Annotated in this window: 12 protein-coding genes; 4 read left to right on the plus strand and 8 right to left on the minus strand. The window is 56.9% G+C overall.

From position 1 onward, the window contains the following. Positions 1-55 precede the first annotated feature (55 nt). From cmk to gyrA, 6 genes are all read right to left on the minus strand, one after another. Entirely contained in the window at positions 56-733 is a 678-nt protein-coding gene (cmk, locus tag NBV64_RS12160) for a (d)CMP kinase (protein WP_203145669.1), read from the minus strand. Beyond that, positions 730-2,052 (minus strand): 3-phosphoshikimate 1-carboxyvinyltransferase, encoded by a 1,323-nt coding sequence (aroA, locus tag NBV64_RS12165; protein ID WP_009463909.1) that lies wholly within the window; start codon positions 2,050-2,052, stop codon positions 730-732. The genes cmk and aroA overlap by 4 nt, the downstream gene beginning before the upstream one ends. Next, complete coding sequence (locus NBV64_RS12170; RefSeq protein WP_250757240.1) at positions 2,049-2,933, minus strand: prephenate dehydrogenase; 885 nt, start codon at positions 2,931-2,933, stop codon at positions 2,049-2,051. The genes aroA and NBV64_RS12170 overlap by 4 nt, the downstream gene beginning before the upstream one ends. 329 nt (positions 2,934-3,262) lie before the next feature. After that, positions 3,263-4,354 (minus strand): prephenate dehydratase, encoded by a 1,092-nt coding sequence (gene pheA, locus NBV64_RS12175; RefSeq protein ID WP_026482974.1) that lies wholly within the window; start codon positions 4,352-4,354, stop codon positions 3,263-3,265. Continuing rightward, positions 4,347-5,456 carry a 3-phosphoserine/phosphohydroxythreonine transaminase gene (serC, locus tag NBV64_RS12180; RefSeq protein WP_009463913.1) on the minus strand — a complete coding sequence of 370 codons (1,110 nt, stop codon included), beginning with the start codon at positions 5,454-5,456 and terminating at the stop codon, positions 4,347-4,349. The genes pheA and serC overlap by 8 nt, the downstream gene beginning before the upstream one ends. Next, on the minus strand, positions 5,456-8,140 hold the full coding sequence (gyrA, locus tag NBV64_RS12185; protein ID WP_035272681.1) for a DNA gyrase subunit A: 2,685 nt from the start codon (positions 8,138-8,140) through the stop codon (positions 5,456-5,458). Before gyrA ends, serC begins: the two co-directional genes overlap by 1 nt. A gap of 440 nt (positions 8,141-8,580) precedes the next feature. Here gyrA and ompA point away from each other — a divergent pair, with 440 nt between their 5' ends. The 3 genes from ompA (at position 8,581) to gph (ending at position 10,685) form a co-directional block, all read left to right on the plus strand. Then, entirely contained in the window at positions 8,581-9,177 is a 597-nt protein-coding gene (ompA, locus tag NBV64_RS12190; RefSeq protein ID WP_009464175.1) for an outer membrane protein OmpA, read from the plus strand. Between the two features lie 83 nt (positions 9,178-9,260). Next, positions 9,261-9,983 carry a bifunctional 2-polyprenyl-6-hydroxyphenol methylase/3-demethylubiquinol 3-O-methyltransferase UbiG gene (gene ubiG / locus NBV64_RS12195; RefSeq protein ID WP_250755871.1) on the plus strand — a complete coding sequence of 241 codons (723 nt, stop codon included), beginning with the start codon at positions 9,261-9,263 and terminating at the stop codon, positions 9,981-9,983. A 6-nt stretch (positions 9,984-9,989) separates the two neighbouring features. After that, a complete protein-coding gene (gene gph / locus NBV64_RS12200; protein WP_022983283.1) occupies positions 9,990-10,685 on the plus strand; it encodes a phosphoglycolate phosphatase in 696 nt (231 codons plus the stop codon). 6 nt (positions 10,686-10,691) lie between these two features. Here the strand turns inward: gph and NBV64_RS12205 are convergent, their stop codons facing one another. After that, entirely contained in the window at positions 10,692-11,558 is an 867-nt protein-coding gene (locus NBV64_RS12205; protein WP_022983284.1) for a LysR family transcriptional regulator, read from the minus strand. Between the two features lie 84 nt (positions 11,559-11,642). On the opposite strand from NBV64_RS12205, the gene NBV64_RS12210 reads away from it, so the two are divergent. Continuing rightward, a complete protein-coding gene (locus NBV64_RS12210; protein WP_083053338.1) occupies positions 11,643-13,178 on the plus strand; it encodes an MFS transporter in 1,536 nt (511 codons plus the stop codon). On the opposite strand, the gene fdxA is transcribed toward NBV64_RS12210, so the two are convergent. Next, complete coding sequence (fdxA, locus tag NBV64_RS12215) at positions 13,175-13,507, minus strand: ferredoxin FdxA (protein ID WP_009464181.1); 333 nt, start codon at positions 13,505-13,507, stop codon at positions 13,175-13,177. The genes NBV64_RS12210 and fdxA overlap by 4 nt on opposite strands. Positions 13,508-13,579 lie beyond the last annotated feature (72 nt).

Raw genomic sequence — 13,579 nt, forward strand, 5'->3', positions numbered from 1 at the left:
AAAAAACACACCAGGCAGAACCCGGTGGAGTGAACAAAGCCCGATCAGCACGGGATTAGGCTGTCGGGACCGCAATGCCCGACCAAAGGTCGAGCACCTTATTTACAACTTCCTGGATGCTGAGCTGGGAAGAATCCACAATGTGGGCACCCGGCGCAGGCACAAGCGGAGCATGAGTTCGAGAACGATCACGTTCGTCGCGCGCACGCAAGTCCGCCAAAAGACTCGTAAGATTAGCAGAAATACCCTTTTCGCTCAACTGTTTACAGCGTCTTTGGGCCCGCACCTCCGCATCTGCCAGCAAAAATATCTTTAAAGGTGCGTCCGGGAACACAACTGTGCCCATATCGCGCCCATCGCCCACCAAACCGGGGGCAACGCGAAAATCCCGCTGCCGTTGCAAAAGTGCCTCACGCACCAGAGGCAAGGCCGCCACCTGAGAGGCCAGATTTCCTACCTCTTCCTGACGAATAGCGTCGCTGACGTCATCGCCATCCATGTAGATATGGGGGTAGTCAAACTGCACGTTTAGGCTCTGGGCCGCATGCTGGACCTGGGCCTCGTCCTGGACATCCACGCCGCGACGCAGGCAGGACAAGGCGGTCAGGCGATACAAGGCACCGCTGTCCAGCGTATGCCAGCCCAGCCGCTGCGCGACCAGGGAAGCAATCGTCCCTTTACCGGAAGCGGTAGGGCCATCAATGGTTATGACGGGAATGCTCTGCTCTGTCATGCCTGCACCAATTGTTCAAAAACAGAAAAATACTCGGGGAACGTCTTGCTGACACAGCCGGGATCCAGAATGGTGACCGGCACCGGGCCAAAGCTGGCCAGTGAAAAACACATGGCAATGCGGTGGTCATCATACGTTTCGATGCTGGCCGAACGCCATTGATCGGCGGCAATAGGATGCACAGTCAGCCAGTCCGGCCCGGATTCTACTGTTGCCCCCAGTTTGCGCAATTCGGCCTGCATGGCATCAATACGGTCTGTCTCCTTCACGCGCCAACTGGCGATATTGCGCAAGGTGCAAGGACCATCAGCAAACATGGCCATGGCAGCTGCCGTCATGGCGGCGTCAGGAATATGGTTGAAATCCAGATCAAAGGCCTTGAGCTTGTCGCCCTTGGCTACGCACTCACCAGAAACGATCAGTTCATTGGCATGACGCTCGATACGAGCACCCATGGCTTGGGCCACATCCGCAAACTGAATATCGCCTTGCAGACTTTCTGTACCCACGCCCTGAATACGTAGCGGGCCACCGCCAATAGCTCCCAAAGCAATGAAATACGAAGCGGACGAGGCATCGCCCTCCACCACGTACAAGCCGGGGCTGACATAAGCCGCATCGGCGGGGACAGTAAAGCTGCTCCAGCCGTCGCGCTCCACCTGCACACCGAAACGCGCCATCATGGCCAGCGTGATTTCAATATAAGGCTGAGAGATCAACTCCCCTTCCACCTCGATACGCAAAGGCTGGCCCGTACGAGCAGTCAACAAGGGAGCGGCCATTAACAAGGCTGTCAGGAACTGGCTGGATACCGAGCCTTTCACCGACACACGACGCTGATCAGCCTGTACCAACTCACCAATCGCCAAGGGAGGATAGCCCTCTGCCCCCAGATATTGCACCTCAGCTCCCAGGCTGCGCAGCGCATCCACCAGATCCCCAATGGGGCGCTCGTGCATGCGGGCAATACCGCTAAGGTTGAAGCGACCACCCATCAAGCCCAAAGCAGCGGTCAAGGAGCGGAAGGCCGTACCGGCATTACCCAAAAACAGATCGGCATCGCGGTGCGCAAAAGGAGCCCCACCGTCGATCACTACCGTGCCCTGCCCCAGGTCCTGCACAGCCACGCCCATTTGCTGCAGAGCGGCTATCATGACGCGGGTATCGTCCGAATGCAGCAAGCCTTCCAGGCGTGTTTGCCCTTGAGCCAAGGCGGCCAACAACAGGGCTCGATTAGAAATGCTCTTGGACCCTGGCAATTGCAGTTGTCCGCTAGCGCGGCTGACGGGGTTCAAAACAAGACTGTCGCTTTGGCTCATTGCAAACCACTCCTACTTGCCCAAAAACGGCGCGCCAAGGCAGCACGCTCTAAAAATTCGTATAAAGCCTGACCATCCTGGTCCTGCAAAGCCTGTTCGGCCTGATCCAGGGCCTGACGTACTTCCTGCAATTGGCCCAAGACAGCCTCGCGGTTACTCAGAAAAATGTCGCGCCACACTTCGGCTGATCCGGCTGCAATGCGGGTGAAATCCCGAAAGCCAGTTCCAGCCAAGGCAAAGCGCTGATCCGAGTTGGCACTGGAGGCCACCTGCCACATAAAAACCGAGGATAAAAAGTGCGGCACATGACTGACCGATGCCAGCACTTCGTCATGCGTAGCCGGGTCCATCAACATGACACGCGCCCCGCAAGCCTCCCACACGGCAATCAAACGCTCGCGTGCGCTGGCACTGTTTTCTTCCAGGGGGGTCAAGATGACGTTGCGACCGTCGTACAGATCAGCACGCGCCGCTTCGGGACCTACGGTCTCCGCACCGGCGATGGGGTGGCCGGGAACAAACTGGCTGATACGATCACCCAGCGCCTCACGCGACACACTGACCACATCGACCTTGGTGCTACCTGCGTCACTGATCAAGGTGCCGTCACGCAGATGGGGACGCAAGGTTTTCAATACCGAGGCCATGGCCCCGATAGGCGTAGCCAACACAATCAGGTCCGCTTGCTGCGCGGCTTGCTCAAGCGTGGCGACATCGTCAATCAGGCCCAGTTCTTGGGCACGTCGCAAGCTTTTCAGCTGCCGACCTACGCCCAGCACTTTTCCTACCGCCCCGGAGCGCTTGAGCGCCAGAGCCAAAGAGCCGCCAATCAAACCGACTCCGACGATCGCCAGCACCGGAACCAAGGGCGGCGGCGCCATAGTTTCTGATGACGCTATCATGATTAATTCCGTTCCCTCTCAGGCCGTCCATGCTGCGCGTATTGCGTGAAATAGCACGAGCAAAACCGGGATATTGATGCAGACTTTGCCAGACGGCTGCCCAAACCCCATCAAAGGATTAAAGCAACACGCAAAGCCTCTATTTTGTCTAGCCAGCTCTTGATGGCACAACGCACCAAGCAACTGCGCAAGACTGACCGAAACAAGCAGATCCTGTGCGAGCCACTCGTTCTGACAAGGCATGTCCTGAACAGACAATAAGGCCTTGAGGGTGAAACCTCCCCCCAGGCCTTTCTTGTTGCTGATGCTTAAAAGTCGTTTACGGGGTAAGAACCCAGAATCTTGAAAAAGGCGACTTGTTTCTTCAGTTCTGCCAAAGCAGCAGCCATGGCTGGCTCATCACGATGGCCGATCAGGTCTACGTAGAAATAATATTCCCACTGCCCTGTCCGTGCAGGACGCGACTCCAGGCGAGTCATGGACACGCCATGCACAGCCAAAGGAGACAGCATGTCATAAACAGCACCAGCCCGGTTGGGCACCGCCAGAATGATGCTGGTCTTGTCATTACCGCTAGGCAGGGACTCGATATTGCCAATGGCCAGGAAACGGGTGCGGTTGTGCGGATCGTCCTGAATACCGGCCTCGACCACCCCCAGATTCCAGGCGGTAACAGCCGTATTGCCCGCAATCGCTGCAACCGTAGGATCGGACGACGCAATGCGTGCTGCTTCAGCGTTGCTGGAGGCGGCCTCACGCAAAAGCTGTGGGTAATGCTTTTGCAGCCAGTTCTGGCACTGCGCCAAAGCCTGAGGATGGGCCATCACGCGGGTGACGCCTTCCATCGTGCCAGTTTGGGTCAGCAGATTGTGATGCACACGAATCGAGCGCTCGCCCAAGACACGCAAGGGCGAGTTCAGCAGCAAATCCAGCGTGCGGTTCACGGCGCCTTCTGTCGAGTTCTCGACGGGCACCATGCCCACCTCAGCCTGACCCACTTCGACGCTGCGGAAAACCTCGTCGAAGGAATCACATTGCAGGCCATCCAAAGCATGGCCGAAATGCTCGTAGGCGGCTTGCTCGGAAAAAGAGCCCTGCGGGCCCAGATAAGCCACGCGCAACACGCTTTCCAGACCGCGACAGGCAGAAATAATCTGCCCCCACACCGCTTCGACTGCTGCCGGTGTGAACGGGCCCTCATTTTCTGACTGCAAGCGACGCACAATACGTGCCTCGCGTTCGGGCTTGAGGATGACTTCCTCTGTATTGAAGTCCTGCTTGATCTTGCCCACCTCCAAAGCCGCACGAGCACGCTCGTTGAGCAGCTCCAGGATCTGGCGATCCAGCTCATCAATACGATTGCGCCAAGGGAGCAGGCGCTCAGTTAAGGTATTAGCCATTCCGTCGTTCAAATTCAGTCATGAAATCGATAAGTGCCTGCACACCCTCCAGCGGCATGGCGTTATAGATTGAAGCGCGCATACCGCCCACGCTCTTGTGTCCTTTCAGGGAAGTCAGACCTGCAGCCGTAGCCTGTTCCAGGAACAGGGAATCGAGGGACTGATCACGCAACAGGAACGGGACGTTCATGCGCGAGCGATACGCCGGATGCACGGTGTTGTTATAGAACTCGGACGCATCCAGAAAGCCGTATAAAGCTTCGGACTTGGCCGCATTGCGTGCCTGCATGGCAGCCACACCACCCTGGCGCTCCAGCCACTTGAACATCAGCCCGGCCATGTAGATCGAGTACGTAGGCGGCGTGTTGAACATGGACTGCTGCTTTTCAATGTTGGCGTAGTTGAACGCCGACGGGCACAGATCCATGGCATGGCCCAACAGGTCCTTGCGTATCATCATCAAGGCGATGCCGGACATACCCGCATTCTTTTGCGCCCCGGCATAGGCCACGGACACGCGCGAGAAATCGATCGGGCAGGACAGGATGTTGGAGGAAACGTCTGCAACAACAGGCACATCCAGCTTGGGAATGTCGTTGAACTCCACACCACCAATCGTTTCATTGGTGCAAACGTGCAGGTAAGCCGCGTCCGGGCGCACATCCCATTGAGAAGGCTCGGGGAACCAGGTCCAGGGCGCCCATTCCTTGCCCTGATCCTGCCACGCCTGACCACTGGTACCGGCAACGTGAATATCACCGTAGCGCTGAGCCTCTTCGCAGGACTTGACCGACCAGCTGCCCGAAAGCACGTAGTCGGCCTTGCCACTGCCATTGCGCTGAATCAGGTTCAAGGGCAAAAGACCATTCTGGCCTTGTGCCCCACCCTGAACAAACAACACTGCAAAGTCATCGGGCACGGACAGCAAGCTGCGCAAATCGGCTTCTGCCTCGTCACGCACACCCATATAGTCCTTGCTACGGTGGCTCATTTCCATGATGGACATGCCGGTGCCATGCCAATCTGTCATTTCAGCAGCGGCTTGCTCCAGCACTTCCAACGGCAGCATTGACGGGCCTGCCGAAAAATTCCATACACGCATTACTCGTTTTCCTCGCCGGAAGGGTCCGCCTGGTCTTGGGCGGAATCAAGTTGATTATCCTGCTCCTGACCTTCTGGCGCCTGACCCTCTTCGGCCAGCTCGGCGTCGACCTCGTCATCGGTCTCTACCACGCGGTACACACCAGACAGCTCGCTGTCATCGTCCACGCTGATCAAGGTCACACCTTGAGTCGCACGACCCATTTCGCGGATTTCAGCCACGCGAGTGCGTACCAGCACACCAGCGTTGGTGATCAGCATGATCTCGTCGGTTTCACGAACCAGCACCGCACCCACGACCTTGCCGTTACGAGCCGAGGTCTGGATGGCAATCATGCCCTTGGTGCCACGACCGTGACGCGTGTATTCGCCAATCGGGGTACGCTTGCCGAAACCGTTCTCGGTGGCGGTCAGCACGGATTGGGTTTCGTCTTCGGCCACCAGCAGGGCAATCACGGACTGACCTTCTTCCAGCGTCATGCCGCGCACACCACGGGCTGCACGGCCCATTGGGCGCACATCGCCCTCGTCAAAGCGCACAGCCTTGCCGGCGTCCGAGAACAACATGACGTCGTGCACACCGTCGGTCAGTTGAGCGCCGATCAGGTAGTCGCCCTCGTCCAGGCCCACAGCAATAATGCCGGCCTTACGGGGGTTGGAGAAGTCGGACAGCGGGGTCTTCTTGACCGTACCGCGCGAGGTCGCCATGAACACGAACTGATCTTCGCTAAATTCCTTGACGGACAGCACCACATTGATCTTCTCGCCATCTTCCAGAGGGAACATATTGACGATAGGACGGCCACGCGAGTTGCGTGAACCTTGAGGCACTTCCCAGACCTTGAGCCAGTACACACGGCCACGGTTGGAGAAGCACAGCAGGTAATCGTGGGTATTGGCGATGAACAACTTGTCGATCCAGTCGTCCTCTTTCATGGCGGTGGCTTGCTTGCCACGGCCACCACGACGCTGGGCCCGATATTCGGACAGCGGCTGGCTCTTGATGTAGCCGGTATGCGAGAGCGTCACCACCATATCCATAGGGGTGATCAGGTCCTCGGTATCCAGCTCGGTGGCGTTGTGCTCGATTTGCGAGCGACGAACGTCCTTGCCAGTGGCCGAGAACTCGTCGCGCACGGCGATCAGCTCGTCACCAATAATGGCGGACACACGGGCCGGGTTGGACAGGATGTCCAGCAAATCAGCAATCTTGTCCATGACCTCACGGTACTCCTGAACAATCTTGTCCTGCTCCAGGCCAGTCAGGCGCTGCAAGCGCATGTTCAGAATTTCCTGGGCCTGCACTTCGCTCAGACGGTACAGACCGTCTGTGTTCATGCCAAATTCAGCGCCCAAATCATCCGGACGGTAAGCCTGGCGGCCGCCCACAATGGCGCTGGTGTCGGCACGGGCCAGCATCTCGCGCACCAGACCGGAATCCCAGGACCGAGCCATCAGCTCGACACGGGCAACCGGTGGCGTTGGAGCCGCTTTGATGATTTCGATGAACTCATCAATATTGGCCAGGGCCACAGCCAGACCTTCCAGCACATGACCGCGCTCGCGCGCTTTGCGCAACTGGAATACGGTACGGCGAGTAACCACTTCGCGGCGGTGGCTCAGGAAGTAATCCACCAACTGTTTCAGGTTGAGCAGACGGGGCTGGCCATCGACCAGTGCCACCATGTTCATCCCGAAGGTTTCTTGCAACTGCGTATTCTTGTAGAGGTTGTTCAGCACAACTTCCGGCACTTCGCCGCGCTTCAGTTCAATGACCAAACGCATACCGTCCTTGTCGGACTCGTCGCGGATATCGGAGATACCCTCGATGCGTTTTTCGTTGACCAGCTCGGCAATGCGTTCCTGCAGCGACTTCTTGTTAACCTGGTAAGGAATGGCGTCGACCACGATGGCCTGACGGTTGCCCTTTTCCATGTCTTCAAAGTGTGTACTGGCACGCATGATGACGCGACCACGGCCCGTGCGATAGCCTTCGCGCACACCGGACATGCCATAGATAATGGCACCGGTCGGGAAGTCGGGGGCCGGGATGTATTCGATCAGCTCATCAACCGTGCACTCGGGGTGGCTCAGGCAGTACAGACAGCCGTTGACCACTTCAGCCAGGTTATGCGGCGGAATATTGGTAGCCATACCCACGGCAATACCCGAGCTGCCGTTGACCAGCAGGTTGGGCAGACGCGAAGGCAACAGGGCCGGTTCTTTTTCGCTGCCATCATAGTTAGGCACGAAATCCACGGTTTCCTGGTCGATATCGGCCAGCAGTTCGTGGGCGATCTTGGCCAGACGGATTTCGGTGTAACGCATGGCCGCGGCGTTATCCCCGTCGATGGAACCAAAGTTACCTTGTCCGTCGACCAGGGTGTAGCGCATGGAAAAGTCCTGCGCCAGACGCACGATAGTGTCATAGACGGCAGAGTCACCATGAGGGTGGTACTTACCGATCACATCACCGACGATACGAGCCGACTTCTTATAGGCACGATTCCAGTCGTTATTGAGTTCATGCATGGCGAACAGAACACGGCGATGCACGGGCTTCAAACCATCTCGCACGTCGGGAAGAGCACGGCCCACAATCACGCTCATGGCGTAATCGAGGTAGCTGCGGCGCATCTCCTCTTCAAGCGAAACGGGAAGCGTCTCCTTGGCAAAGGAATCCATAGGTCAATTCTTTATAGATATGGGTTAAGCAGTAAGCCAGCCGTAAACGGACAAGAGGAAATTCTAGCACTTTCACATAGAGGGACGCAGCGTAGCGAGGCGAGAAGGCGGGCGATATGTGATTGAAACGGTCGATTCGTCAAAAATCCATCGTCCACTAATCGTATCGATGATGGATTGAAGAAGCGGCCCCACCCTTTCCCTGTTGCCTAAAACCAACAATAAAAGGAAAGAACAAGGCTAATTCCACGCATCTTCACGAATCGTTCCCCGTCCCCCTCACGCATGTGGCCGAAATGTCTTAAGATTCGACCTAACACGCATGAAACCCAGCGCAAGCAAGTCTTTGTTCCGTTCAAAGGATTGCTATACTGGTTCCGTTAATCAGCGGCAGGGGTTCGCTGCGGTCACTTAACAGCATCAGCTCAACGAGGAGAAATATGAACAAACCCTCCAAAATCGCACTTGTACTCGCCATTGCCGCCGCATCGGCCACTAGTGCAGTTTCCGCACAAGAGTCCGGCGAAGTTAACAACTGGCGCAATCCGTTCGGCGACGTTTGGAAAAACGGCACCAACGAACTGTGCTGGCGCAACAACTTCTGGACACCTGCTACAGGTATTCCAGGTTGTGACGGTGTGCCCGTTGCCCAAGCCCCCGAAGCTCCTGTCGTCGCTCCTACTGTCACCAAAGTGACTCTGAACGCTGACACGTTCTTCGACTTCGACAAATCCACCATCAAGCCAGAAGGCCGCCAGGTTCTGGATCAAGTGGCTGACACCGTTCAGTCCATCGATCTGGAAACTCTGATCGCTACCGGTCACACTGACTCGATCGGCGCTGAAGCTTACAACCAGAAGCTGTCCGAGCGTCGCGCCAATGCTGTTAAAGCATACTTGGTCAACAAGGGCGTACCTGCAGACCGTATCTACACCGAAGGCAAGGGCGAAGCTCAGCCAGTGGCGTCCAACAAGACCCGCGAAGGCCGTGCTCAAAACCGTCGCGTAGAAATCGAAATCGTGGGCAACCGCAAGTAATTCTTGCTGCATCACGTATTTCTGTAGCTAAGGCTACAATTAAGGCTCCGCTTTTGCGGGGCCTTAATTTTTTTGGATGAGCCATGACCGCTTCCACCGTCACTAACGTCAATGTCGATCCCGCAGAGATCGATAAATTCAGTGCACTGGCATCCCGCTGGTGGGACCCTGACAGCGAGTTCAAACCGCTGCACGCCATCAACCCTTTGCGTCTGGACTGGATTCTGTCCTACACCGGCTCCCTGGCGGGCAAGCAGGTATTAGACGTCGGTTGTGGTGGCGGAATCTTGTCGGAAAGCCTGGCTCAGTCCGGCGCCGACGTCACCGGCATTGACCTGGCCGAGCGCTCCTTGAAGATTGCCCGTTTGCACAGTCTGGAATCAGGCGTACCCGTCAAATACGAGATGATCAGCGCCGAAGACATGGCCGATCAGCACCCGGGTCGTTTTGACGTTGTCACCTGCATGGAAATGCTGGAACATGTCCCCGATCCGGGCTCCATCATTGCGGCCTGCGCCAAACTGGTCAAACCCGGTGGCTGGGTCTTTTTCTCGACTCTGAATCGCAATCCCAAATCTTTTTTGTTTGCCATTGTGGGCGCCGAGTACCTCTTGCGCCTGATTCCCAAAGGCACGCACAGCTATGAGGGCTTCATCAAACCCAGCGAGCTGATTTCCTCGGCCCGCCGCAGTGGTCTGGATGCCCTGGCATTGAAGGGTCTGGAATACAACCCGATTACCGAGCACTATCACCTGTCTGGCGACACCTCCGTCAACTACCTACTGGCCAGCCGCCGCCAAAGCTAAGCCCTCATGAATAAACTGGTTCTATTCGATTTCGACGGCACCTTGGCCGACTCTGCTCCGGATCTGGCCGCTACGGCCAATCGCATGCGCAAGGAACATGGCCTGCCTGATTTGCCCTACGAAGCACTGCGTCCCTATGCCTCGCACGGTGCACGGGGGCTGCTCAAGGTAGCCCTGGATATCAATACCGATCACCCCAACTACGCACAATTGCGAGCACAGTTCCTGCAGGACTACAACGATCACATGACGGAGCTGACCTATCTGTTTGAGGGCGTAGCCCCCATGCTGAAACAGTTAGAGCAGGCCGGCTACACCTGGGGCATCGTCACCAACAAGCTGGAATACCTGGCCCTGCCCCTGATCCGTCATTTAGGACTGGAAGCGGGTTGCGCAGTCACCGTCGGCGGGGATACTACCCAGCACACCAAACCTCATCCCGCCCCCTTGTTGTATGCCGCCGAGAAAACGGGCTTTGATCCCAAAGACTGCCTGTACGTAGGTGATGATCTGCGCGACATCCAGGCAGGTCAGGCTGCTGGCATGGCCACCATGATTGCCGCCTACGGCTACTGCGCTCAGGACGAGAGCCTGAGCACTTGGCAAGCCGATATGACCGTGCATCACGCCTCTGATATCTGGGAAGGCGTACAACGCTGGGCCAACGGTCAGCTTTCCCGCCCTTCCCCACTAGCCTGCTAAACAGGCTTAAGGCAGCAGCTCCGACAGGCGCTGCTGCATCCACACTGCCGCAGGGGGCAAAGTTTGCCCCTGCCGCCACAGCATCCGCACTGGCAAGGGTGGCAAAACCATCTCCCGGCAATGCAACTGCGCCAGCTTGTTGCGCAAGTTTGCATACTCGGCAATATTCAGGGGCAAAATCGCCCAGCCCAGACTATCGGCCACCATATCGGCAATGACATAAAAGCTGTCTGAGCGCCACACACTGGGGCTGACAACCATTTGCTCTGTCCCTTCAATATGAATCAGCAATTGTCGATGTGCCGTCAGCTCTTTACGGCTGACCTGATGCTGACTGGCAAGCTGGTGCGTACGCGCCACACAAATCGCTTGGGGCACAGCGCCGATATAACTTTGCGCGAATGACGCGGCATCAGCACCGCGATCAAACTGAAAAGCCATATCCGAGCGGCCTTCCTGCACATAGTCCATCACCTCGGAAGCGGTTCCGTTCCAGACCGTTAATTCCAGTGCAGGCCAGCGTTCAGCCAGCTCCTTGAGCAGCAGCCGCAAGGGCTCTTGAGGCAAGGCTTCATCCAGAGCAATTTCCAGTCTGGTCGGTTGCCCTTGCGAGAAATCCAGTGCCCGACGATTCAACACGTCTACCTGACGCAACAGAGCCTTGGCTTCCAGCAGCATGATTTCGCCCGGCACCGTCAGGCTTAACGTTCGTCGTGAACGATCAAACAACTCCAGATTCAGATCCGCTTCCAGCAGGGAAATCGAGGTGCTGACGGCTGACTGCACCTTGCCCAACTCTTTCGCGGCCTGAGTCATGGAGCCAGTTTCTGCCACAGCGACAAAATGTCGAATACGTTCCAGTGTCCAATCCATTTATCTATTTTATAGATGCTAATCAACTTTGACTGTTGATAATATTGATAGATCATACTTGCTTTCCTACCGCTCTGGTCTTTTATGCTGCACAGCTCGATTACCCATCAAGCCCACACTGCTCCCCTATCCCCAAGCCGTCGCTGGTTGATCCTGGCAATTGTGTCGGCAGCTCTTCTACTGATTGTGGTGGACATGACGGTGCTCTACACCGCCCTGCCACGCCTGACCCATGATCTGCAGGCCTCGGCCTCGGACAAGCTGTGGATCATCAACAGCTACGCTCTGGTCGTCTCCGGACTGCTGCTAGGCATGGGCACCCTGGGTGACCGCCTGGGTCACAAGCGCCTGTTCCTGTCGGGTCTGGCCATGTTTGGTCTGGCTTCAGTCGCAGCCGCCTACTCTCCGAACCCAACGGCCTTGATCGCCGCACGCGCCTTTTTAGGTGTGGCAGCGGCCATGATGATGCCCGCCACTTTATCGCTGATACGCATCACCTTTCATGATGAGCGCGAACGTGCGGTGGCCTTCGGTGTCTGGTCTTCTATCGCCTCCGGTGGTGCCGCCTTTGGTCCGGTTCTGGGCGGATTCCTGCTGGAACATTTCTGGTGGGGATCAGTCTTTCTGATCAACGTGCCCATCGTGCTGATCGCGTTGCCTATGGGCTGGATTCTGGTGCCCCGCTCCACGCCAGATGCATCGCGCCCCTGGGATATCAAAGGCTCCTTGCTGATCATGGTGGGCCTGGTAGCCAGCACCCTGGCTATCAAGGAAATGGGCAAGCTGCATACGGATTGGGGTTTGACCGCTGCCGCCCTGCTGATCGGCATCTTGTTTCTGAGCTGGTTTGTCCGTCAACAGAACCGCAGCCCTTTCCCTTTGCTGGACTTTGCCCTGTTCAAGGACGCCACGCTAAGCACCGCCGTACTCTCTGCCTTGACGGCCTCAGCGGCCTTGATCGGTATGGAGCTGGTGTTCAGCCAACGCCTGCAATTGGTACTGGGTTTCTCACCATTGGAAGCGGGCCTGGCCATTATTCCCTTGCCGCTGGCAGCCTTTATAGCCGGCCCCTTGGCCGGGCGCCTGCTGGTCGTCATCGGCAGCAAGCGACTGCTGATTGGCGCCCTGAGCTTGGCAGGAGCAGGCATGGCCGCTTATCTGCTGTGGCATAACAGTGCACAGCCTCTACAAGTGATCAGCCTGGTCATGCTGGGCCTGGGCATCGGTGCGGCCATGACGGCGGCTTCCAGCACTATCATGCAAAGCGTGCCGCCTTCGCGCGCTGGTATGGTGGCCTCGGTCGAGGAAATGTCTTATGAACTGGGTGGTGCGCTAGGCGTGACCATTATGGGTAGCCTGCTGTCCTTCGTATATAGCGCCAGCCTGATCTTGCCACAGGAATTAAGTGACCGCGCCCTGGCCTACGACAGCCTGGATCAGGCCTTATTGATGGCAGAAACCATGCCACAGAATCTGGCTCTGACCTTAAGTGAACTGGCCCGTGACTCTTTTGATAAAGGCTATGTCGCCGTACTGGCCAGTTGTACGGCTTTGCTGGTGATGGCGGCCTTGGCGGTCTGGTACTTCCAACGCAACAACAGCCATCAGAAAGCCCATTAATCTTTCTTCAACAGCGCCAGCTTGTCGGTCTGAGTCGCCCAGTATTCATGATCCGGCAAGGGCGCTTTTTGCTGGCTGATACGCTTCCAGGCCGGGTCCTCGCTCAAGGTCCGGTTCAGCTCCACATAGACCTGCTGCTCGGGCGTCACATCCTGATCACTGACAATCGCCCCCACCGGACACTCGGCCACGCAGATGGAGCAGTCAATGCATTCGTCAGGATGAATGACCAGGAAATTCGGGCCTTCAAAAAAACAATCCATGGGACACACCGTCACACAATCGGTGTACTTGCACTGGATACAGGCTTCCGTCACTACATAGGTCATGAAACAGCTACTTCAACAAATAAAGACGGGGCATAGCATAACAGCTGAGCATGAACATCATGTGATCGCTGT

This window comes from Alcaligenes sp. DN25 (genome assembly GCF_023674485.1).
GTDB classification, from domain to species: domain Bacteria; phylum Pseudomonadota; class Gammaproteobacteria; order Burkholderiales; family Burkholderiaceae_B; genus Alcaligenes; species Alcaligenes phenolicus.